The sequence below is a fragment of the Microbulbifer maximicatervae (SeqCode) genome, assembly GCF_052467385.1.
Genome location: NZ_CP174311.1, coordinates 2141948 through 2165464, shown reverse-complemented (window position 1 = coordinate 2165464; position 23517 = coordinate 2141948). Strand labels below are relative to the sequence as shown.

At 50.4% G+C, this 23517-nt stretch carries 19 protein-coding genes; 3 read left to right on the top strand and 16 right to left on the bottom strand.

Annotated elements, in window-relative coordinates:
• Nucleotides 1-11: 11 nt before the first annotated feature.
• Nucleotides 12-215, bottom strand: a complete 204-nt coding sequence (locus tag ACJJIR_RS09275; protein ID WP_282933051.1) for a zf-HC2 domain-containing protein — start codon at nucleotides 213-215, stop codon at nucleotides 12-14.
• Between the two features lie 2 nt (nucleotides 216-217).
• Nucleotides 218-835 (bottom strand): RNA polymerase factor sigma-70, encoded by a 618-nt coding sequence (locus ACJJIR_RS09270; protein WP_444908106.1) that lies wholly within the window; start codon nucleotides 833-835, stop codon nucleotides 218-220.
• Between the two features lie 403 nt (nucleotides 836-1238).
• Here ACJJIR_RS09270 and ACJJIR_RS09265 point away from each other — a divergent pair, with 403 nt between their 5' ends.
• Nucleotides 1239-2285 carry a methyltransferase domain-containing protein gene (locus ACJJIR_RS09265; protein ID WP_444908105.1) on the top strand — a complete coding sequence of 349 codons (1047 nt, stop codon included), beginning with the start codon at nucleotides 1239-1241 and terminating at the stop codon, nucleotides 2283-2285.
• A 25-nt stretch (nucleotides 2286-2310) separates the two neighbouring features.
• On the opposite strand, the gene ACJJIR_RS09260 is transcribed toward ACJJIR_RS09265, so the two are convergent.
• Nucleotides 2311-3303 carry a hydrolase gene (locus ACJJIR_RS09260; RefSeq protein ID WP_444908104.1) on the bottom strand — a complete coding sequence of 331 codons (993 nt, stop codon included), beginning with the start codon at nucleotides 3301-3303 and terminating at the stop codon, nucleotides 2311-2313.
• Between the two features lie 34 nt (nucleotides 3304-3337).
• Nucleotides 3338-4591: an MFS transporter gene (locus ACJJIR_RS09255; protein WP_444908103.1), complete on the bottom strand. Its 1254-nt coding sequence runs from the start codon at nucleotides 4589-4591 to the stop codon at nucleotides 3338-3340.
• 77 nt (nucleotides 4592-4668) lie between these two features.
• On the opposite strand from ACJJIR_RS09255, the gene ACJJIR_RS09250 reads away from it, so the two are divergent.
• The gene (locus ACJJIR_RS09250; RefSeq protein WP_444908102.1) at nucleotides 4669-5916 is read left to right on the top strand and encodes an ArsB/NhaD family transporter; all 1248 of its coding nucleotides are present in this window, start codon (nucleotides 4669-4671) and stop codon (nucleotides 5914-5916) included.
• A gap of 9 nt (nucleotides 5917-5925) precedes the next feature.
• Here ACJJIR_RS09250 and ACJJIR_RS09245 read toward each other — a convergent pair whose 3' ends face one another.
• From ACJJIR_RS09245 to ACJJIR_RS09230, 4 genes are all read right to left on the bottom strand, one after another.
• Nucleotides 5926-6375 carry a DUF411 domain-containing protein gene (locus ACJJIR_RS09245; RefSeq protein WP_413665867.1) on the bottom strand — a complete coding sequence of 150 codons (450 nt, stop codon included), beginning with the start codon at nucleotides 6373-6375 and terminating at the stop codon, nucleotides 5926-5928.
• A 28-nt stretch (nucleotides 6376-6403) separates the two neighbouring features.
• Nucleotides 6404-7372: an L-histidine N(alpha)-methyltransferase gene (gene egtD / locus ACJJIR_RS09240; RefSeq protein WP_413662212.1), complete on the bottom strand. Its 969-nt coding sequence runs from the start codon at nucleotides 7370-7372 to the stop codon at nucleotides 6404-6406.
• A gap of 2 nt (nucleotides 7373-7374) precedes the next feature.
• Nucleotides 7375-8679, bottom strand: coding sequence for an ergothioneine biosynthesis protein EgtB (gene egtB / locus ACJJIR_RS09235; protein ID WP_413662213.1), 1305 nt, complete (start codon nucleotides 8677-8679; stop codon nucleotides 7375-7377).
• Nucleotides 8680-9041: 362 nt separating this feature from the next.
• The gene (locus tag ACJJIR_RS09230) at nucleotides 9042-11591 is read right to left on the bottom strand and encodes a TonB-dependent receptor (protein ID WP_413662214.1); all 2550 of its coding nucleotides are present in this window, start codon (nucleotides 11589-11591) and stop codon (nucleotides 9042-9044) included.
• Between the two features lie 295 nt (nucleotides 11592-11886).
• Between ACJJIR_RS09230 and ACJJIR_RS09225 the strand changes: the two genes are divergently transcribed.
• Nucleotides 11887-14244 carry a penicillin acylase family protein gene (locus tag ACJJIR_RS09225; RefSeq protein ID WP_444908101.1) on the top strand — a complete coding sequence of 786 codons (2358 nt, stop codon included), beginning with the start codon at nucleotides 11887-11889 and terminating at the stop codon, nucleotides 14242-14244.
• Between the two features lie 22 nt (nucleotides 14245-14266).
• On the opposite strand, the gene ACJJIR_RS09220 is transcribed toward ACJJIR_RS09225, so the two are convergent.
• The 8 genes from ACJJIR_RS09220 to ACJJIR_RS09185 form a co-directional block, all read right to left on the bottom strand.
• A complete protein-coding gene (locus ACJJIR_RS09220) occupies nucleotides 14267-14530 on the bottom strand; it encodes a hypothetical protein (protein WP_444908100.1) in 264 nt (87 codons plus the stop codon).
• 64 nt (nucleotides 14531-14594) lie between these two features.
• A complete protein-coding gene (gene cysG / locus ACJJIR_RS09215; protein WP_444908099.1) occupies nucleotides 14595-15989 on the bottom strand; it encodes a siroheme synthase CysG in 1395 nt (464 codons plus the stop codon).
• A 92-nt stretch (nucleotides 15990-16081) separates the two neighbouring features.
• Nucleotides 16082-17365 carry a serine--tRNA ligase gene (gene serS / locus ACJJIR_RS09210; protein WP_282933066.1) on the bottom strand — a complete coding sequence of 428 codons (1284 nt, stop codon included), beginning with the start codon at nucleotides 17363-17365 and terminating at the stop codon, nucleotides 16082-16084.
• A 47-nt stretch (nucleotides 17366-17412) separates the two neighbouring features.
• A complete protein-coding gene (gene crcB / locus ACJJIR_RS09205; protein WP_444908098.1) occupies nucleotides 17413-17787 on the bottom strand; it encodes a fluoride efflux transporter CrcB in 375 nt (124 codons plus the stop codon).
• A 23-nt stretch (nucleotides 17788-17810) separates the two neighbouring features.
• Nucleotides 17811-19154 carry a replication-associated recombination protein A gene (locus ACJJIR_RS09200; protein WP_413662219.1) on the bottom strand — a complete coding sequence of 448 codons (1344 nt, stop codon included), beginning with the start codon at nucleotides 19152-19154 and terminating at the stop codon, nucleotides 17811-17813.
• Nucleotides 19147-19758, bottom strand: a complete 612-nt coding sequence (gene lolA / locus ACJJIR_RS09195; RefSeq protein WP_282933069.1) for an outer membrane lipoprotein periplasmic chaperone LolA — start codon at nucleotides 19756-19758, stop codon at nucleotides 19147-19149. The genes ACJJIR_RS09200 and lolA overlap by 8 nt, the downstream gene beginning before the upstream one ends.
• A 93-nt stretch (nucleotides 19759-19851) precedes the next feature.
• Nucleotides 19852-22194 (bottom strand): DNA translocase FtsK, encoded by a 2343-nt coding sequence (locus tag ACJJIR_RS09190; RefSeq protein WP_444897513.1) that lies wholly within the window; start codon nucleotides 22192-22194, stop codon nucleotides 19852-19854.
• 226 nt (nucleotides 22195-22420) lie between these two features.
• Nucleotides 22421-23476, bottom strand: coding sequence for a methyltransferase domain-containing protein (locus tag ACJJIR_RS09185; protein WP_282933071.1), 1056 nt, complete (start codon nucleotides 23474-23476; stop codon nucleotides 22421-22423).
• Nucleotides 23477-23517: the final 41 nt, after the last annotated feature.

Here is a 23517-nt window from a genome sequence, read left to right as displayed (position 1 = left end):
GGTGCGAAATGCTATTTTTCGTTGTCAGCTTTCTCGGGGCCACCCTGAGCATAGGATTTGGTGATATGCCTGAGGGTCTTCATCTGCTTGCCGAAATTGCGGCAAGGTGTGCAAACCGCCAGATGTAACTTCAGGCTCGCCTTCTCGGAAATGAGCAGGTCCCTCTCCTGGGACTCAGACATCAGCCTCGTGGCTTCCCGGCAGGTCTTCATCATTGTCACTTCTCCACACCAAACCAGTTATCTTCCAGACACTCGCGCAAGCGAAGGCGCGCCCTGTGCAATGTGACATTTAAGTTGCTAACGGTAATCTCCATGGCAGCACAGATCTCATGGCTTTCCAGCTCAATAAATTCCCTCATCATAAAGATCTGCGCTTGGCGCGAGGGAAGATGGCTGAGACAGGCCTCAAAGATCCGCCAGAAATGCTTATCGTGAATTGCCGACTCAGGATCAGCCCAGCGTTTGGGCTTTTCATCCTTCTGCCAGTGCCCCGTCTGATCAAACAGCTCATCGTGATCATATTCTTCCCTATCCCCACGAACCAATTGATCCGCATCTACGAAGCGCTGTCTCTGTCGCAACATGTCGGCAATCTTGTTCTTGAGAATGGCGAAGACCCAGGTCTTCAAAGCCGAGCGACCGGAAAAGCTTCGCGAGTTCTTTAGGGCACCCATCAATGCTTCCTGAACAGCATCCTCAGCCAGCTGTGTATCCTGCAACTGCAAACTGGCAAAACGCAGCATCTGCTGGCGCAAATCCACCAGGAACTGCGAATTCTGTAAGGAATCCTCGGCGGACTCTGTCGAAGCACTGGGAGCTAGGTGATCGCTCAATTACGTTCCCTCATAATATCGAAGCGGAGAGAGTCGATATTAACGAAAATAATGCGATTCTCTACAAACCAATTCCCACTGGCGCCAAAAGGCAATTTTGCTGATTCTGAAATATCTAGTGCATCATGCTGGTATTTTTGTGCCAATTGAGACTTTTCTGCTTTACCCCGCCTCTCGAGCCAGAATGAGTGAAATATCATGCCAGTATAGAGCTCTATATCAGTTTCGAAAGCGGAAACCTTTGGCCAGAGGAACCTCTAACTCCTCGACTCTTCCCTGATTCCTCTGGTTTTTAGTCGCGGGAACCGCAGACTTGTTACACTTCCTCAGCAAAATTACAAAGAGCGCCAATACCGGCGCAACTGCGCCTTTTTGGTTAACCCCCGCAATAGGTAAAGAGCCAATGCACGATTTAGTACAGGACTACTACGGACGCCAACTAAAGAACTCTTCAGACCTGAAGACCAATGCCTGTTGTGATCCCAGCGATATGCCAGAGTGGCTAAAACCATTGCTGTCCAATATTCATCCCGATGTCCTATCCCGCTATTACGGCTGCGGACTTGTCTGCCCTCCACTTTTGGAAGGCTGCCGGGTACTGGATCTTGGCTGTGGCTCAGGCCGGGATATTTACTTGCTCTCCCAGTTGGTAGGCCCAAAAGGTGAAGTAGTAGGTGTCGATATGACGGAAGAGCAGTTGGCTGTGGCCAGGCAGCACCAAGCCCATCACGCCGACAAGTTTGGCTATGACAATGTCCGCTTCCTGCACGGCTACATCGAAAAGCTGGAGGAACTGGAATTAGAGCCTGAAAGCTTTGATGTGATCATTTCCAATTGTGTAGTTAACCTCTCCACAGACAAAGATGCTGTACTCAAAGGCTTGTTCCGGCTGCTGAAACAAGGGGGAGAATTTTACTTCTCCGATGTCTATGCCGACCGTCGTATTCCCCCCGCAATTAGCTCTGACCCCGAGCTGTTTGGCGAGTGTCTTGGGGGCGCACTCTACTGGAATGACTTTCTGGAAATTGCTCAGGGCAGCGGCTTCCGCGATCCACGCCTGGTGGAGAGCCGGCCATTACTTATCACCAACCCAACCCTGGCCCAGCGCTGTGGTTCAATTCGATTTTTTTCCGCCACTTATCGCTTGTTCAAATTAGCGCAACTGGAAAAAGACTGTGAGGATTACGGCCAAGCAGTGATTTACAAAGGCACACTACCGAGCTCTGCCGATCAATTCGTTCTCGATGGACACCACATTATTGAGACCGGACGAGTATTCCCTGTGTGCGGTAATACTTGGAGAATGCTCGCAGAGACCCGTCTCGCACCCCACTTCGAGTTTATTGGCGATTTTTCGCGGCACTATGGCCTGTTTCCCGGCTGCGGCAAGGAAATGCCATTTGCCAGCGACACTCCCGAAGCGGATCAATCGAGTACCCAGTGCTGTTAACCCTGAGCCTGGAAATGGGAGCCCCCTAACGGGCTCCCTTTGGAAACCCAACGACTGCCCCCAAAAAGTAGGGTATTTTTTTCTCCAGCCAATAACTGGGGCTCCATACCGTCCCATCTATAAACCCTACATGCCCCCCTCGATCACTCACCGCCAAATCAACAGCAGAACTAACTTCGCTGGTTACAGGTATCGCTGATGGACAAATAAAAGGATCATCAACGGCGTTGATAATCAAAGTCGGCGTGCGAATATCTTTGAGTAAAGGCTTACTGGATGCCTGGGTGTAATACTCATCCACATCACGAAAACCATGTAACGGCGCAGTGAAAGCATTGTCGAAATGCCTGAAATCGACAAAGTCCTCACTGCAATTGAGATCGGGTAAGGCCGCAGCCAACTGTGGGTCTTTCGCCTTATGAAGCAGGCTCAAACGAAGCCCGCTAATCAGGTGGCGCTCATAAAGGTGGGATATACCAGTGTTGATGTAGCGACTACAGGCATGGAGGTCCATTGGCGCCGAAACAGCAATCCCAGCGGCTACCTGCCCGCGGCCGCCATCTTCACCTAACATTTTCAGAACAACATTTCCGCCCAATGAGAAGCCAACCACGGCAATCGTCATTAATGGAAACTGCTTCTTAAGTTCACTAACCAGCCAGCGAGGATCTTCAGTGTCACCACTGTGATAGGCCCTCGGCAACTTGTTAGGCACACCACCACAACCTCGAAAATGCATTACAGCGACCTGGTAATGGTATGCCAGAAGAGTTTCCATCAGCCCCTGCACATAGGGCGACTCTACCGAACCTCCCAAACCGTGAAGTATCAGTACCAGAGGATAATCGAGATCATTGCGTAGCGGCCTGGGAAAATGCAAAGAAAGGCGATCGCCATCAGGCGTTTCGTACCAGCGGCAATCTGTCTCAATCCAGGGGGTGGCGCGGTGAAAACGACTGAATACGGTCTGAATATGTCGATTGCCAAGGCCTGGGGCTGGAGAAAAAGAATTAACCATAGATTTCTATCAATAGTCGAAACAACCGGGGCTATCAGTTTCCTGCTGATGATTTAGGGATTGTTGCCCCTTTCGTTTCTGGGACAAAAATCAGAAAAAATGTACCGGCGATCAGAGCAATAGCTCCCAAAGTAAGAAAAGCAACGCCATAGCCAAAATACTGAACAATATATTCCGCAGAAAAATTACTACATGCCGAACCAATTCCCACCAAGGCAGCCATAGCGCCCTGAGTAACATTGAAACGGCCCGTACCACGTGTCAGGTCGGCACACATTAAAATAATAATGACGCCAAATATACCATTAGCCACGCCATCCAGGGATTGAATTGCTACCAGGAAGTACGGATTGTCCGTAGACATGAACAACAGCGCCCGTACCGGATTGATAAAAAAACCGATAAGGAAGATTAGCTTGCGCCCCCAGGTATCCGCTTTGGCCGCACACAGAAAGGACATCAGCATCATCATAAACTGGGCGGCGATGATACAAGCTGATGTAAAGGCAATAGCTATATCCGCATTCGAGTTAATCGACAGTTTCTGACTCACCAAGGGCAACATCGCGGCATTGCCAAAGTGGAATAGAAAGACGCTGACAGCCAAAGCGACCAGGCGCCGGTCAGACAGCAGTGACTTAAAGCCTGACGGCTGCGCTTTGCCCTCTAGATCCTTGTGCTCTCCGCCCCGAGCACGGATATGATCGATAGATTTTCCCGGAATAAAGGCTACCGAGATCGCCATAAGGGCACCCATAACCGCCATCAACCAGAACACCCCCTGCCCGGAAATAGTCAGGGCAAGAATCGCTGCGAGCCCAGCAGCAAAGACATTGCCCGCATGATTGGAGGCCTGGTTGGCACTGGTTTGATAGGTAAAGTTTTTATCGCTGGTAACCCCGAGTGTGATTGCCGCAATAGAAGGAGCCACGAAGGCAATTGCGCCTCCCATCAAAACCTGGGAGAGATAAATCAATGGCTTGTGGCTGGTAAATTCCACAATAGTAATAGAAACAATACCGATAATGATCCCGCAAGTGGCAATAAGCCCTCTCTTAAAGCGAGTACTATCGATAAATGCGCCAGCAGGTGTCTGCAGCAGTACAGTGGTTACCCCGCCAATTGCCAGGACAACCCCAATATCTCCCGGCTTCCAGTGCATGGCTGAGAGCAGGTAAATAGCCAGGTATGGTCCCAAACCCGCAACCACATCTCCAGCAAAGAAATTCGTAAAGAGAAGAGGTTTGTTTAAACTCTTATGAATGGCCTTGTTGGCACTCTGCTGCACTGGATAGAGCCTCAGAAAAATAGCAATGCTGAAAACCAGAGTAGCAGTTGGGACTAGCGACACTCGGATAACGATAGATGTCTATCAGCTTAACCGTCTCGGCAATCATCTTTATCCTAATAGCCGTGCGCCAATGGCTACCATCTGCCGTTCGTATCTGGCACATCATGACCCTTGGCGCAGTAGCACTTTTGGCCTTGAGGCAAATCACACTTAAAGATGCATTCTTTGCAGTGGATTGGGACTTAATCCTCTACTTATTCTCTGTATTTTCGATTGCATCCGCTCTGTACGACACAGGGATTTCAGCACAAATCAGCAGGCGAATACTCTCCCGTAAAAACCCCAATACCATACTGGCAAGCTATGTCCTGATCATGGCCGTCTGCGCCGCCCTTCTCACCAATGATGCTGCAGCAGTGATTGGTGTACCCATCGCTCTATTGATGGCTCGGGATATGAACTGTGGTGTTGTACCCCTACTTATTTTACTTTGTGCCACCGTAACGATCGGCAGCATGATCTCCCCAGTCGGCAACCCACAAAATATCTTGATTGCCAACGCAGGGCAGTTTGACAATATGTTTCTGGTATTTGCCGAGTGGATCTTTATCCCGGCAGCAATCACCATGCTGCTGTCGATTCTTTGGTTAAAAAGGTTTCTTAAAGTTGACGAACCCAGTCACAATGTAGGCATTCAGCATCGAGAGGACAATGAGATAGCACAAAAATGGCCACCTCTATTGTCGGCAGCCCTTCTGGTAATTCTAATAGCATTAGGCAGTGTACTTCATAACGTAGAAGGTATTTACCACCCGACCTTGGGTCAAATAGGCTTGGTCGCCTGCTCACCCATTTATCTGGCGAGTCATGAAAGAAGAAGAATACTGAGAGAAGTAGACTGGCCCACCCTCTTTTTCTTTATTTCTATGTTTATTGTGACCGGCTCACTACTCAAGTCCGGATCACTACAGTTTTTTCTGCACAAGAGCGGGATTAATCTGGCTGAACCTGAAACCGTAACTTTTGTCAGTTTTTTTGCCAGCCAACTGTTTTCCAATGTTCCCGTAGTGGAAATCTACCTGAATCTGCTACATGAACACGACACTCAAACACTTATGATGCTATCAGCCATATCTACAGTTGCTGGTAACCTATTTATAATCAGCGCAGCCAGCAATGTAATAGTGCTGCAGCAGGCGGAAAAATTTGGTGTGCAACCATTTAACTTCTGGCAGTTCTTTTTATTGATGTTGCCGGTAAGTGTTATCAGTGTGGCAGCGAGTTATCTCTATATTATTTGGTACAGCTCGCTACAGACCTAAAAACAAGAGCTAACTCTGGGGCTTCTCGACTCGGACAAAGGGGCGATAGTCTCCCCCTTCCAGCAGCAGATAAATATTGTAAGGTTCAAACTTTCCATCCACTTCCATTCCTGGGCTACCAACGGGCATCCCGGGTACTAATAGACCGATTCCATCCTCTGGAGGAGAGGAAATAAATTGCAGGATATGTTTGACGGGAACATGGCCTTCAAAAACATATTTGTTGTGCCACACCGCCGTATGGCAACCCTCCATCCCCCGAGGAACACCCCATTGCTGCCGAATTTTGGCCATATTCAGCTCAGAACTGGTAGATACGGCAATGCCGTTACCCCGTAGATAATCCACCCATTTGTTACAACAGAAGCAAAGCGGATGTTTATACACAATAAAACTATCGGCATCCCACTGTTTTTTTTCCTCCGCACCAGCAAAACTTGCTGGTGCGGCCAATATCACCAGTGAGAAAAGGAGACCTAAAACCTCCCTAGATAGCCTGGGCATAGTGAATAGCATAAGATTCAGAGGAATCAGTCCAGTGGCGAACAGGTTTAAAGCCGCCTTTCATCAACAGGGTATTAAAACTACTCACTTTATATTTATGGCTATTCTCGGTATGAATAGTCTCCCCTTCCGAAAAGACGATCTGTTCCCCGGCGATTGCGACGCTCTGATCCCGGAGGCTAACTAAATGCATCTCTACGCGTTGTCGTAATGGTTGATAGAAAGCGCGATGAGAGAAAGATGACAAATCAAAGTTGCCTCCCAACTCACTGTTAATTCGTTGCAGGAGGTTCTTGTTAAACTGCTCCGTAATATGCTCACTATCGTGATACGCCCTCTCCAGTACAACGGAATCTTTAACTAAATCAGTTCCGATAAGCAGGCCGTCTCCCGCTCTCAAATTCGCCGCAAACGTCTCCAGCAACTGCTCCGCCCTATCCGGCTCAAAGTTTCCAATTGTCGAACCAGGAAAAAACACCACACGTTTTTTTGACTCAATATTTGACAGATTGTCCCATACTTCGGCTTGAGTAAAGTCACCCACTTCCGGCCAGATAGAAATATGAGGTAAGCCTTTTTTAATTCGTTGCCCCGCCAAATAGAGAATCTCCGGGGAAATATCGATGGGATAGTATCCGCTAGGGTTTTTTAAAAGATGCAGTAGGCCCTCTACTTTTTCGCAGTTGCCTGCACCAGGCTCCACCAGTAGCGCCCCTGGGCCAATTTCTTCAGCAATATCCGGTAGATACTGATTGAATATCTTAGCCTCAGTACGGGTTAAATAATAATCGTCTACATCACATATTTTCTCGAATAACTGAGAACCAAGTTCGTCGTATAGGTATTTACACGGTAGTGTTTTCTGATCTCCGGCCAACCCCCGTAACACATCATTGAGAAATTCATGGTCTTGTTGTGAACTTTCCTGCATCGATGATACGGCTGCTTTCACATTTAGTCTCCTGCCAAACGGATACCGGTAAATTGCCACGACTGGTGTGGATAAAAGAAGTTGCGGTAACTGATCCGGATATGGTCAGCCGGGGTTGCAAAAGATCCACCGCGAAGAACCTTTTGGTTACACATAAACTTTCCGTTGTACTCCCCTACTGCATCCTCCCGGGCTCTGAAGCCCCTATAAGGTAAGTAAGCGCTGGAAGTCCACTCCCACAAATCCCCTAAGAACTGCGTTTGTCCTCGCTGCGCCTGCAATGGCCTGAAGTGACGTTTCTCCAGGAAATTAGCTGATGCCATCTGGTTCGGCTGGCGTAAATGGCAAGCAGCTGCCTCCCACTCAAATTCGGTAGGCAATCGTTTTCCAGCCCAGGTTGCGAAAGCATCTGCCTCATAAAAAGAAAGATGACAGACAGGCTCAGCTGGATTTAAGGGTAGCAACCCATAGAGGGAGTACTGATACCAACCATCACTATTCAGCCTCCAATAGAATGGGTGCTTTTGCTGATTTTTCTGCAAATGCAGCCAACCATCCGAAAGCCACAGACGATGCTGTTCATAGCCACCATCCTCTATAAATTCAAGGTACTCCCCATTAGTAACCAGTCGGGAGGCAATAACAAAGTCATCGATAAACTGCTGATGCTCAGGCCCTTCATTATCAAAGCAGAAAGCATCGCCATTACTCCCAATCCCATAGAAGTCCTTGGGTATGCTCAACCAACGCAGTGGTTCCAGTGCCCCGTCTTCATCTTCAGGAAACATATCCCGGTAAGCTGGTGCCATGGGATTAGTTGATAGAGCATGCTTGATATCGGTCAATATCAATTCCTGGTGCTGCTGCTCATGATTCAACCCCAGCTGGACCAACGCGGCCAAATTTTCAGGAATCGGGTACTCACTGAGCAACCGGTGCATGGAGTCATTGATAAACTTTCGATATTCATAAACCTGGGCACTATCCGGACGCGAAATTAGCCCCCTGTTAGGGCGTGCAAAGGGGGTACCCAAACTGTTGTAGTAAGAGTTGAACAGGTGGTTGAAGTGTGGGTTAAACGTTTGATATCCCCGCAACCGGTTGGCAAGGATAAAGGTCTCAAAGAACCAGCTCGTATGTGCTAGGTGCCATTTGGTAGGACTGGCATCCGGCATAGACTGTAACTGCATATCCTCCGGGGATAACGGCAATGCAAGGTTCTCTGTCTCTGCACGAACTTTCTGGTAATCACTGAGAAGTTGATGTTGTACTTCCTCTAAAGTTACTTCACCGACGTGTATTGCCATATTAGTAATCAACTGCGACACATTTCTTCTCTATTGAAATCATCATACGCAGTTTTAGGTGTAAACCTAGAGGCTAGCTATTCAACAGAAGGGGATATGCGCCAGTTTATTTTTCTCTTGAAGGGTCAATAAAAAAAAGGGCCGGATAAACCGGCCCACTCTCTCGTCATGCTGACAGGAATAACTTAATAAAATAGAGCAAAAATTGTTTTATGTACTATTTCTTTCAAAATTTAGACGCAATTTTCACAGTCTAAACGTTTTTTATAGGCTACTGTCGAAATAAGGAGTTCTAAATAATCCCACAATGCCCCTGTGGCCTTTAAATACCCTCCCAAGGTCGACAACAGCACATCCCTGTGCCGTATTAACCCATGGGTTAATTAAAATCGGACAGTTAAATCCGCACCGTACATTCTCGGCATAAACCGCCAAGCGGGGCTAGCACCAATGGCTGCACCAGTACCACCATAGCCGCCAGCGATTTCTTCATCCGTCAAATTTTGTATCCAGAGCGCTAAAGAATAACTATCTGAAGGGCTGTTCCAGGCTGCCCGCAGGTTGAACAACTGATAGTCTTCCACGATACGTGTCCGATCAGTAATCGAACCAATTCGCTCATCTGTCCAGTTGTAATCGCCACGGAAAATAAACTCCCCGCCAGATGCAAGGTCCACTGTGTATTCAGCCATTAGGTTGAATTTATTCTCTGGCGTTGATACCCGAGACTGACCTACTTTCGAGTCCTCTTCAGTCTCACCAATGGCTTCGATGATCTGGTAGTCAGTAAACTCTGTATCCAGGTAGGAGTAATTACCGGCAACAAACAAGCTCTCTGTTACTGCCCACTGTACTTCGATCTCCGCCCCAGTACCCTCCGCATCCGAATTCCGCAGGTTATAACTGGGAATAGGAGTACCCACCAGATCCAGCTCCTGCAAATTGTTGTATTCGTAGGTGTAAATAGAGGTATTCAAGCGTACTCGGTTGTCGAACAGGCTGCTCTTAAGACCAACCTCCAGGTTAACAACATCTTCCTGATCGAAAGACGACTCAACCCCGGGACCAAAGTTAAGGCTATTGAATCCACCGGCTTTAAAACCATCCGCCAGGGAGACATAGGTCATCACATCGTCATTCCAGCGGTAATCCAGCACTATACGACCGGAAAGGTCGCTCCAGCTATCACTCAATTTGGAGTCCAAAACCGGCTGGCCATTATTGAAAAACACAATGCCAAACAACTGGGACCCCAAATCGACCTCAGGCAGGGTTACAGTGCCGATTACGTTGCCATCTCCGTCAACCAAGCGCACATCTCCGCCGGACAGTGACAGGGGAATACTGTTGCCATAAGCCGTCTGGATGGTGAAATCTTTTTGATCGTAGGTATAACGAGCACCGATAGTTAGGTCCATCTTATCGGTAAGGCTCCAGGTCATATCACCGTAAATAGCACTGGAACGGTAATCACCTGTGTTGCGAACACTCTCCCCCCAATGTGCATCCGAGGCTATCCAGGGATTGAAGCCCGCCATCATCTGTCCGACTACATCTTCCGCATAGAGCATATCGCCGGTTATACCAGCAGCGCCTAACTGAGCGAGTAACGCATCCACTTGGCCTGTTTGCAGCATTAGGTCATAGACAAAGGAAGCGCTAGCAATTCCCTCCAACCCTGCCTGCTGCAGCTGTGCACGGGTGATAACCGCTAAGTCCTCTTGCTCGGTTTGGGTCAGGTCTGGATAGGCAGCCTTTACCCCTTCATAAACGGCAAAGGACTCCACCGATCCGGTAGTGAAATTGGCATAAGTGGTGTGATCCACCTCTTCTTCGGAGTAAGAAGCTCCCAGAGTCCATTTGATAGTATCTGTAGCACCATTGAGCCGGAACTCTTGAGAGAACTGGCTTTGATCATCAGTATTAGCTGACCCAAACATATAGTCCGGGTTGGCGGTACCATCCTCATCCTGCTGCAGGTGGGCATCGAATTCGCTGTAGGCAGTAATCGAAGTAAAAGTGAAATTATCGAAATCTTTGGTTATTGTCAGTGATGTGCCAAAGGAATCACGATCCTCAATGGTCGGGGTATCCAGGGCGTAGTCGCCAAAAACATCCGTTTCATCTTTAAGGCTGGGCACTATGGTTGTTCGCAAAGCGCTGCCTTGATCCATAATCCCGTAATTGGCGCGCCACAGCACCTCGGTATCCGTCGCCGGCTCCCACAACACAGAGGCGCGGTAGGTCTGAGTATCCTGATCCCCTACAGAGAATCCATTTGCTAAATTATCGGCAAATGGATCGCGACGATTTGTCGACGCCGAAAAACGACCATACAGGTTGTCACTAATTTGGCGATTAACCAAAAGATCCGACGACTGGCGCCCATAATTACCGGCAGTTAGATTTAATTCCGTAGAGTCATCCGCCTGCGGTTTGGTGGTAATAATGTGGATCGCACCACCGGTGGCATTGCGACCGAATAGTGTACCCTGCGGCCCTTTGAGGACTTCAACCCTCTCAATATCGGTCAGCGGTATCTCGGCACCTGCACTGCGGCCGGTATAAACCCCATCCACATAGACCGCCACTGCTGGATCAGAGCCTATGGTCCAGTCATTAGTTTGCACTCCGCGAATACTGTACGTTGGTTGCAGGGCGGTATCATTGTGCATTTCCACGCCCGGCGTATATTTCCCCAAGTCAGTCAAATTTTTGACACCGGCTTCTTTTATATTTTCCCCGGTGAAGGCGGAAATCGCGATAGGTACGTCTTGTAGGTTTTCCGCTCGCTTCTGCGCAGTAACGACAACCTCCTCAATTTCCGCAGCGTGAACGTGAGAGCCAACAGCGGTGAGGAAAGCAATGGTTCCAGAAAGAATGGAAAGATTGAATCTACGGTTTGTTACATCTCTACCAACATCGTGCATCATCGCGTCCTCGCGTTTATTGTTATACAGCCTGATGTTTTCGATTTCTTGTTGTTTTTGTTATTGCACGCCATCTTACGGTTGCGTTTTCATATTGAAAACCCTGCGATGACTTTTTTCTTGTGACCAGTCAGTTCTTCGAGAAATAGCAGTGAATGACAGGAAAATCCTATAATTTAAAGCTTGGGTTTTGTCACTAAAAGTTACTCTTTGTATCGCTTAGTAACTTTGCGAGTGAAATTAAAATTGCACAAAAAAGTGCTACCGACATTAACTCAGAGATTTTGCGGCCACCACAATGACAACATTTCCATTTCTCAAGCGGTATATGCCAGCACTAATTATCAGCCTATTGGGTTTGATAATTATATTTTTAATTGGCTCCTGGATCTGGCTCCGACAGAGCTTGCCTACTCTCGATGGAACCATTACCACGGGTGAATTAAAAGACCCGGTTGTTATCGAGCGCGATTCACAGGGAGTGCCATTAATTCATTCTGAAAACCGAAACAGTTCGGCCTTCGCATTGGGCTTTTTACACGCGCAGGAACGTTTTTTCCAAATGGATCTGTTGCGGAGAAGTTCTGCTGGGGAATTATCAGAATTACTGGGCGCATCCACTATAAAACACGATCAAAAGGTACGTTTACATCAATTTCGCCAGCGAGCAGAGCGAAACATTGCTGCGATGCCGGCGGAACAAAAGGCCCTTCTGGATCAATATATCAACGGTATTAATTTTGGCCTCAACCAGCTTCCCTCAAAACCCTGGGAGTATTTGTTATTGGGTCAGGAACCGCGCCCCTGGAATTCTGCCGACAGCCTGTTAACTATCTACAGCATGTACCTGACGCTACAAAGTGAACGCGGTAGTTATGAACTTCGCGACACCGCTCTAGCCGAATTGCTTCCAGCAGACCTCTACGCTTTCTATTTTCCCCAGGGAGGGCGATGGGACGCACCACTTTTTGGCGAGGCACGAGAAAAAGTCAGCCTCCCAGAAACGCCGATTTCTGCGCTTTTAGATGAACAGGACACTATCGTTTATCAGGCGCTGGAGAGTGATGACAAAATTTACGGCAGTAATAACTGGGTGGTCGGCGGTAATTTAACAGCGCACGGTGGAGCCATTCTTGCCAACGATATGCACCTCGGGCTGAGTGTTCCCAATATCTGGTTCCGAGCAGGCTGGAGCATACCTGGCACCAACCGATTTGTTCGTGGCGTCACACTTCCGGGCGGCCCAATTATGGTTGCCGGAAGTAACGAATTAGTTGCCTGGGGATTTACCAACACCGGTGGCGACTGGAGTGACCTGATTCCACTGGAACTCAGCGAGGACGGCAATCAATATAAAACGCCTGAAGGCTGGAGAAGTTTTGCCTATGAAACAGAATCTATCGCCGTCAAAGGCAGCGACCCAAAAACAATAGAAGTTCGCACAACTATCTGGGGTCCCGTTATCGGTACAAACCACGATGGCGTTCCTCTCGCATTCCGCTGGGTTGCTCACGACACTCTGGGCGGCAATATGAACTTGATTGATATGGAAGTTGTTCGTACCGCCGAAGAAGCTCTGGAGCTTGGCCCCACCATAGGCATCCCCCACCAGAACCTAGTGGTTGGCGATAGTGACGGCAATATTGGTTGGACTGTGGCTGGCGCTATTCCCAAGCGAGTCGGGTTTGATGGCAGTCGATCAGTCAGCTGGGCAGATGGTAGTGCCTATTGGGACGGCTATTTAAGCCCCCAGGAGCACCCCCGCCTGTATAACCCGGAATCCGGCCGAATCTGGAGTGCCAACGCTCGTATCGTTGATGGGGACTATCTCAAACTCATGGGCAACCACGGCTATGCGCTCGGCGCACGTCAGCAACAAATTCGCGAACGGCTTTTCGCTCAAGAAAAATTCAATGAGCAGGACCTTTTAAATATCCAGCTCGACGATCAGGCAGTATTTCTCGAGCGGTGGCAGCAACACCTCCTCACCTTACTTGAAGATCAGCAAGACTACCGCGAGGTATATATACAGGTTCAAAATTGGGGAGGCCGAGCCGCCATCGACTCCGTAGGCTATCGCATCGTTCGCAACTATCGCCTGAAGTTGATGGAGCTTACGACAGCGCCCATTTTGACTTACATGCGCCGCTATCAGCCCAAGTTTTCTTTCGGCCAACTCAAGCGCCAATTTGAATACCCACTTTGGGAAATGGCTCAGCAAGAGCCAAAACAGCTTCTCAACCCGGATTTTGAATCCTGGAACGCGATAAAGCTCGCCGCTCTGGATCAAGTACTGGAAAAAATGAATCGCAGCAATCAACCCCTTAAGCGTCAATCCTGGGGTGCTGAAAATACGGCAAAGATCCAGCATCCACTGGGCAAAGCAATACCACCGCTGAACTGGTTCCTGGCAATGCCTGCGGAGCCTCTCGCTGGAGATACCCATATGCCCCGCTTCCAGTCTCCCACTCATGGCGCATCCCAGCGCTTAGTGGTTTCACCGGGCCGGGATGCAGACGGTATTTTCCATATGGCCACAGGTCAGAGTGCTCATCCACTCTCACCATTTTTCGGCAACGGCCATCAGGATTGGGTAAAGGGAAACACTTCATCATTTATTGAACGCGAGCCTCGCTACCGACTCACGTTAAATTAGAGGTACCGCAGGGACGCTAAAGTCAGGCAGTCTCATCGAGAATTGCAAAAGACAGAAACGTGGTGAAGAAGGCAAGACTCACAACGAAAGGCAGCACTGGAAAGCACAACATCAGTGCCGCCGATGTAATCCAGAGGTTTCTCACCCAACTCTTCTTTTGCTGGTAGTGGTAGGTGTAGCGCCGGGTGTGACTGTCTAGCTGTGCAGGAATTGCTATTTCACGGACCGGTGGGAGAAAAAAGCGCACAGCATTGGTGCAATAAAAGCGAATAAATGCAAGCAGCATATTGAACACCACTCTGAGAGTACCTTTTCAGTATAGGTACTCTCGGCGTCATTGGGTCCCTGCCTTAATCTTCTCGATTTGGCTGATACCACTGAAGCTTTTCATGCAAGCTCACTACCCCACCAATGATGGTGAGTGTTGGCGCTCGAACTTCACTGTTTTCAGCAAGGGCCGGCAAGCTGCTCAAGTCACCGACAACTACTCGCTGGTCTCGCGTAGTGCCCTTTTCAACCAAGGCCGCCGGCGTATTCGCATCGAGCCCGTGTTTAATCAATTCAGCACAAATGGTTTGTAACCCCGTAAGCCCCATATAGAAAACCAGGGTTTGTGCTGGGCCCGCAAGTTCTTGCCAAGGGAGGTCCAACTCACCCTCTTTCAGGTGCCCGGTAATAAAGCGCACAGATTGAGCGTGATCCCGGTGAGTCAGTGGGATACCGGCGTAACTGGCGCAACCAGAGGCCGCAGTGATTCCCGGCACTACCTGAAAGGGAATCCCCGCCTCTGACAACTTGTCTATTTCCTCACCGCCTCGACCAAAAATAAAGGGATCGCCTCCCTTAAGTCGCAAAACTTTTTTACCTTGGCTGGCCAAATCTACCAACAGCTGATTGATATCGTCCTGTGGCACCGCGTGGAAAGCCTTGCGCTTACCCACATAGATCCGCTCTGCATCCCGGCGCACCAACTCCATCACTTCCGGTGAAACCAGCCGATCGTAGAGCACCACATCTGCCTGCTGCATCAAGCGCAGTGCGCGAAAAGTCAGCAGGTCTGGATCTCCCGGACCTCCACCTACCAGGTAAACCTCACCCACCGGATTGGGGCTCCCCTGCCAGTCTTGTAGCGCATCCACCAGCGCTTGCTCTGCATCTGCTGGTTGCCCCGCCTCCATACGGTTGGCAACGGGGCCGGCAAAAACCCACTCCCAAAAATTCTTGCGCCGAGACTCTGGCAGCACTGCCTTAACCCTATCGCGCATTCGCGCCGCCAAAGTTACCAGCGGTCCCAGACCCGGCGACAGCAGAGCTTCAAGCTGGGCCCTGATTCTGCGTGCCAGTACTGGAGCCGCGCCACCACTACTGATACCGATCGATAGATCTCCCCGCTCCACAATGGCCGGGAAAGTAAACGTGCACAACTCTGGCGCATCCACCGCATTGACGGGCAGACGCTGAGCCTGGGCATCGGCTGAAACCTGTGCATTCACGGACTCGCTATCGGATGCAGCAACGATCAGCCCCGCTTTCTGTAAATACTCGCTCGAATAAACTGATTGAAACCATTCCCCACCAGAATCAGTCACCATTTGCTGAAGCTCATCGCTAATTTCCGGGGATACCACCAATATCCGTGCACCCGCTTTGTGCAATAAGCGAGCTTTACGGGTGGCAATGGAGCCGCCTCCAACAATCAAACAGGGATGATCTTTGACATCAAATGCGAGGGGTAAATAACGCAACTTCTTATTCCATCAAATAGCGGGCAAAGTGAAACTCATGACTACAAACAAAAAAGGGCGAACTCTACGCTCGCCCTTTTGGAGTGCTACGCTCAGGAAGCTGAGATCACTTCCTGGCCTCGCATATAGGGCCGCAATACTTCCGGCACCTCTATACTGCCATCCTCGCGCTGGTAATTTTCCAGAACAGCGATGAGGGTACGACCCACGGCAAGGCCGGAGCCATTCAGTGTATGCACCAATTCGGGCTTATTGGTTTCCGGGTTGCGCCAGCGTGCCTTCATTCGGCGCGCCTGGAAGTCACCTACCAAGGAGCAAGAGGATATCTCGCGGTACTTATCCTGGGACGGAATCCAAACTTCAATATCGTATGTCTTTCGAGCAGAGAAACCGATATCGCCACCGCAGAGAATCACTGTGCGGTATGGCAGGTTCAGCTTCTGCAAAATGGTCTCAGCATTTTGCGTCAGGGTTTCCAATGCCTCTTCAGACTGATCCGGGCGCGCCACCCAAACCAGTTCTACCTTTTCAAACTGGTGCTGGCGAATCATGCCACGAGTGTCGCGGCCGTGAGAGCCAGCTTCAGAGCGGAAGCAGGTAGTGTGAGCAACCAATTTATGCGGCAGGCTAGCACTGTCTTCAACAATATGATCCCGATACATATTGGTGAGGGGCACTTCCGCAGTCGGGATCAGGTAGAAACCACGATCATCTTCGAGCTTAAACAGGTCTTCCTCAAATTTAGGCAGCTGGGAAGTGCCGTACAGGGAATCAGCATTCACAACAACCGGCACATTGGTTTCCTGGTAACCATGCTCTTCGGTGTGAGTATCCAGCATAAACTGTGCCAACGCGCGATGCAGACGCGCAACATCACCGCTCATTACCGCAAAGCGGGAGCCGGTCAGCTTCACTGCCATCTCGAAGTCGAGGCCACCAAGGTGTGTGCCCAGGTCTACGTGGTCTTTAACTTCAAAGTCAAAAGTACGCGGCTGGCCCCAGCGGCGAACCTCTACATTATCGTCTTCACTCTCGCCTTCAGGCACTGAGGCATCCGGCAAGTTGGGAATCGCAGACAAGATTGCATCCAACTCTCCCTGCAATTCTGTCAGTGCATGTTTGGCATCTTGCAACTCACCACCGAGGGACTCCACTTCTTTCAAAAGCGGAGCAATATCTTCACCATTCGCCTTGGCACGGCCGATATTTTTCGACTTGCTATTGCGCTCGTTTTGCAAACTCTCGGTGCGCACCTGCAATTCTTTGCGGCGTTCTTCAAGGGCTTCAAGTTTGGCAGTATCCAGTTCTACACCGCGCTTTTTCAGGGCAGCGGCCACCTGGTCCATATCCGTGCGAATCAGTTTGGGATCGAGCATCGTTTCCAGTTCGCCTGTTATCAGGCTCCTACAACAGAGAAGTTAAATTAAAAATACCGTGTCGCCAAAGCGACAGCAGCAGCGGTGGCCAACAAACAACCAACAAGGCTGCCGACAATATAGCCAAGGGCCACCAGCGGCTGGCCATTGTGCCACAGTATCAGGCTTTCGAGGGAGAAAGTGGAAAAGGTTGTCAGTGCGCCAAACATACCGGTCATCAACAGAAGACGCCATTCCTCCCCCAACATGGCGCGGTGAGCGATCAGTACATAAACAATACCGATCAAAAAAGAGCCTGTTAAATTGACAATGATGGTTCCTAGCGGAAACCGGCCCTCAAATACCGGAAAGCTCCAAATACTCACCAGGTGGCGAAGAATTGCCCCAAGTGCGCCGCCCAGGGCGACTGCCAGCCACTGCATTTAGCTGCTTCCTTTCTATCTATTTATTTAGAGTTTCTGTAACGCTGCCTGTCACTCTCGCGATTTAGTCGGCGCAGAGTCTGCAATTTTTCTGAAATTTTTAACTCCAGCCCTCGGGGAACCGGCTGGTAGTACTCGCGCTCGGCAATCTCTTCGGGGAAGTAATTCTCTCCCGCAGCAAAAGCATCGGGTTCGTCGTGGGCGTAGCGATACTCCGCACCGTGGGACAAGCTTTTTGCCAGTTTGGTAGGGGCATTGCGCAAATGCACTGGCACTTCATAACTGGGCTCGCGACGAACATCCGCCACGGCACGATTGTAAGCGGAGTAAACTGCATTGCTTTTTGCCGCAACCGCCAGGTAAGTAATGGCTTGGGCAATTGCCAACTCGCCCTCGGGACTCCCCAGGCGCTCCTGCACATCCCAGGCATTCAGCGACAACTGCAAAGCCCTCGGGTCCGCATTGCCGATATCTTCACTAGCCATACGCACGACACGGCGAGCGATATATAGCGGGTCGCAGCCTCCATCCAGCATCCGCACAAACCAGTAGAGCGCCGCATCCGGGTCAGACCCCCGCACTGATTTATGCATGGCGGAAATCTGATCGTAAAAATAATCGCCGCCTTTATCAAAACGGCGAACATCGGCACTGAGCACCTCGGCGAGCACGTCTTCATCGACAATCAGTCGCCCGGCCTCCTCTTTGGCCAGATCGCATGCCACTTCCAGCAAGTTCAAAGCACTGCGGGCATCCCCATCGGCAGCCCGGGCAATCTTGCCCAACACTTCTTCGGGAATGTTGACGCTCCGCTCGCGCAACTGCTGGTCAGTTTGCAGGGCGTAGCGCAGCAACCCCAACAACTCCTCTTCGGGAATACTGCGCAAAAGATAGACCCGGCACCGGGATAGAAGCGCATTGTTCAACTCAAAAGCCGGGTTCTCCGTAGTCGCCCCGACAAAAGTCACAGTGCCCTCCTCCACGTAGGGAAGGAAGGCATCCTGCTGAGCTTTATTAAACCGATGCACTTCATCGACAAATAAAATAGTGTGTCGGCCCGACTGTATCCGGTGCTGTTCAGCTTCGGCCACCGCCTGACGAATATCTTTCACTCCGGCGAGTACCGCAGACAGTGTGGCAAATCGAGCATCGCACTCTTCAGCTAGCAACCGCGCAAAAGTGGTTTTACCCACACCGGGTGGGCCCCACAAAATCATAGAGTGCAGTTGGCCACGCTCTACGGCCTCCCGTAGAGGTTTGCCCTCCCCCAATAAATGCGACTGGCCCACATAGTGGGCCAGGGAGTTCGGCCGCATACGGGCCGCGAGGGGTTGGTGGGTTTTGGGAGTATCGAACAGATCACTCATCTTTAATAATGTCAGTACCGGCCGGGGGCTTAAAATCAAATATAGAAGCGGATAGTTTTGGGTTCGCCTCCATACCACTGAACTGAATTTCAGTGGTTTGTCCCATACCATCGCGCACGGTCATTGCCGACGGCAAGCCATTTTTGGCAAATCGAATTTCCATCGCTTTAAAAGGGGCCGAGGGGTTCTTGGGGGTCAGGTGATAAACCCCTTCTTTCTGGCTCACATTAAACGAGCCCCGAATTTCCTCTACTTTGCCCCCCAGCAATAGGGCTGGGGTATCCTTAATACGGGCATCCACTGGGCGAACTGTCACCTGCTCCAGATCCGGATCGTACAGCCAGAGCGTCTTGTTGTTTGTCACTAGTAACTGGGGATAAGGCTCACCGGTTTTCCAGCGCAATTTGCCCGGGCGCTGCACAGAGAAGCTACCATTGCTCTTTTGTGTGACCTCGCCGCGCTCGTCGATCAATGTCTGTTTGAAATTACCCGAAATCGCCTCCAACGGCTTGAGTAAATCGCTCAGGTCATCGGTGGCATCAGCCCAGGCCGCGCTGGCGGTAACACTGATTGAAAGCAGCAGACCCTGCAGAATTCTTTTCATAGTGGAGTCCCAACGTATTGATTTCCTTAAAGATTAACCCCGACTAAGTGAACAGTGGCTTAACCCGCCACTGCTCCAAGGGCCAAACTCCTATCAGGCTGGCGGTGGTGCAAGCACCTCTCGATTGCCGTTGTGGCCCGCCGCAGATATCACCCCAGCAGCCTCCATGGCGTCAATAATTCGAGCCGCACGATTGTAACCAATCCGCAGCTGACGCTGCACAGAGGAAATTGACGCCTTGCGGGATTTAGTGACGAAAGCTACGGCTTCGTCGTAGAGCGCATCGGCTTCAGGGTCTTCATCCTCACCGCCTTCAGACTGTAATCCAGGCACGGGAATACTGTTATTACTATCGTCGACAATACCATCGATATAATCAGGCTCACCGCGACGGCCCCAATCCGCGACAACTTTATGCACTTCGTGATCGTCGACAAAAGCGCCGTGGACACGAACGGGAACACCACTTCCAGGCGGTAAGTACAACATGTCACCATGACCGAGCAGCTGCTCCGCACCGCCCTGGTCGAGGATTGTGCGGGAATCCACCTTGGATGAAACCTGGAAACCGATTCGAGTAGGTACGTTAGCTTTAATCAAGCCGGTAATAACATCCACCGACGGACGCTGGGTTGCAAGCAGTAAGTGGATCCCAGCTGCACGGGCTTTTTGTGCGATTCGCGCGATCAGCTGTTCGACCTTTTTACCGACGATCATCATCATGTCGGCAAATTCATCAATCACGACAACAATGGCAGGCAGTGCTTTCAGGGCCGGTGCGGTTTGTTCATCTTCCGGCACGCTGGAGGCGGGATCTGGCTGCCAGATAGGATCGATCAGCGGCTCCCCGGCCTCTTCCGCCTCTTTCACTTTGCGGTTAAAGCCTGCGAGGTTTCTCACCCCCATTGCCGCCATCAACTTGTAGCGGCGCTCCATTTCTCCAACACACCAACGCAAACCATTGGCGGCATCGTTCATATCGGTGATGACCGGGGTCAACAAATGCGGAATGCCCTCGTACACCGAGAGCTCCAGCATTTTGGGGTCCACCAGAATCAGGCGGACCTCATCGGGCGTCGATTTGTACAGCAGGCTCAACAACATAACGTTGATACCCACAGATTTACCCGAACCGGTGGTACCCGCTACCAGCAAGTGAGGCATTTTGGCCAGATCGGCCACCACCGGCTGACCGGAAATATCGTGACCGAGCGCCAGAGTCAGCGGCGATTTGGCATTATCGTAGACATCTGCCGACAACACTTCACTGAGGCGTACCATCTGTCGATTTTCGTTAGGGATTTCGATACCCACAACCGACTTGCCTGGGATTACCTCGACCACACGCACACTGATCACCGCCAGTGAGCGCGCCAGGTCTTTTGCCAGATTGGAAATCTTGCTCACCTTTACACCGGGAGCAGGCTGAATTTCAAAGCGGGTTACTACCGGCCCCGGCAGCACAGATACCACTTCGGCAACAACGCCGAAGTCTTTCAGCTTAAGTTCCAACAGGCGCGACAGCGCTTCCAGGGATTCCCGGGAGAAACCGGCCTTCTTATTTTGATCTGCTGGATCGAGAAGACCCAGCGGCGGCAGGGTTCCAGTAACCGGGCCACTTTTGAAAAGCTCTCGCTGTTTTTCCTTCGCTGCCCGAGGACTCTGCTTCGGCTTGGGGGCAGTGGGCTCAATCTTCGGGGGAATTCGTTTGGCAACTCGCTGCTTCTCTTCCTCCACAGCCGCCTTGCGCACGACGATCGCCTCTCTGGCCACCCTCCGCTCATTGCGCTTTTGGCGCCAGCGTTGATAGAAACTGCCCAACAAGGCAAAAAAGCCGAGCACATTCTTTCCGATTGCCTCTGCCAATTTGAGCCACGATAAACCCGTAAAAACAGTGACACCGATAGCAAATATCGCCAGCAGTAAAATAGTTGCCCCTACATAGCCGAGGCTAGAGCCCAGGGCAGACGCCATCGCGCTGCCGATGATGCCCCCGTTGGTAAACGGCAAAGGGTTTTCTGCGGGATCAAAACAAAGAGTCGCCATTGCCGCCCCGCTGACAAGAACAAGCAGCAAGCCAAATACTCTCAAAGCAAATAGCGGCAAATGGAAGCGGGCATTGCGATCGCGAAGAATGTGATAGGCCCGCAGACCAATCAGCAAGGGGAACAGGTAAGCCATCCATCCGAGCAAAGACAAACACACATCTGCCAGCCAAGCACCGGCTGGCCCAATGGCATTGTGCACTTGTTGGGTACTGCCAGTTTGCGACCAGCCCGGATCTTCTGCGCTAAAGCTTAACAGGCTAATGGCGAGCAACAGGGCACCAGCCAGCAAACTGATCAGGGCCCCCTCGCGAACGAGTCGGGCGATCAATGAGTCTGGCAATGCATTGCTCTCTGCGGGGCTTTTTTCAGTTGCGCTTTCGGCCTTCAATGGCTTACCTCAATAATGCTGTACTTTTTATGTCCACATGAACTTGGCGGTGTCTACCTGGGACCTGAATCCCCATGCCGCCTGACAAAATTCTGTATTGCTTACAGAAGAAAGCAAATCAATCAGGCTATTTTACAATCTACGCTTTCAGATTGCGCCTTACGATCCCTGACACCAAGTAGTTTTTTGTTGTTTGGCGGCAGTATCGGAAAACCTGGAGCGATTCCTAGCCAGTATTCTCTTCTAAATTTATCGGTTTGTACGTGCGATAGATGCAATTTGGAATCATCATCGAGATATCCTGCCCTGAATCCTCCCAGCAAACCTCATCAATAATCGCCTGGGTAACTCTCTCGCGGAGGTAACTATTCAGAATTTCCAATTTGTATTGATCCCCGCCCAACTCTGTTTTTAATTTGTCTTGAGTACTGTCCCGGTAATAGGTTCTGGATACCCGCTCTGCTTGCGAAAAGCCTGCATCGCTGAGCAATTGTAACAACTGGTCTTCCCGCAAAAAGAACCGATCCAAGAGCAACGATTCACGGTGTGTCAGCGCTGATAGTTTTCGCTTTTGGGCACACAGTAAATCTTGGACCCCGGCAGACGCCGGCATCAAGTCCCAAACCAACAGCGGACCTCCCGGCTTCAAAACCCGATAACACTCCTGGAGAACCAGGGGCTGATCTTTATAAGGCACTTCGTGCAGGCCCATTCTGATTGCCACAGCATCAAATAATTCACTGGGATATGGCAAGTTTCTTCCATCACCTATAGTGATATCGGCAGCTAGCAATTGAATATTTGGGTCAAGGTTTTCAAGCTGCGAAGGGTGGGAATCGCACAAGCTACATTGAATAATAACCCCATGAGCTTTGGCAAACTTAAGCAGGTAGCTACTCAGGACTCCCCTGCCACACATCAAGTCGAGAACTCGACAACCATTGCTGAGGCCCAGCGCCATAGCAAACTTCTCGAGTTCTTCTGGCTCACCCGCGCAAGTAACCGCCCCACCTCCTGTATCACCATATCCATCAGAGACAATTTCACAGCGTATTTGCAAGTTGAGCGCGGTAAATAGATCCAGCAGGTGGGGTGGGCCATGTAAGCTCGCCCGGTGATCGCCATCGGGCTCCAGATCAATGGAAAAACGCAACGAATAACTATCGTCGATAATTTCGGCTACGAAAGCCTGGGCCTCCTCACTAAGGGTCAGAAAAGTTTTAGGATGCCCCAACTGCTCTCGCTTCAGGTTTAAGGGTATGAACTTTCTTTTGTAGCGCATAACGATCCTCAACCCACTGGGGTTTGGGCACTTACTCGAAG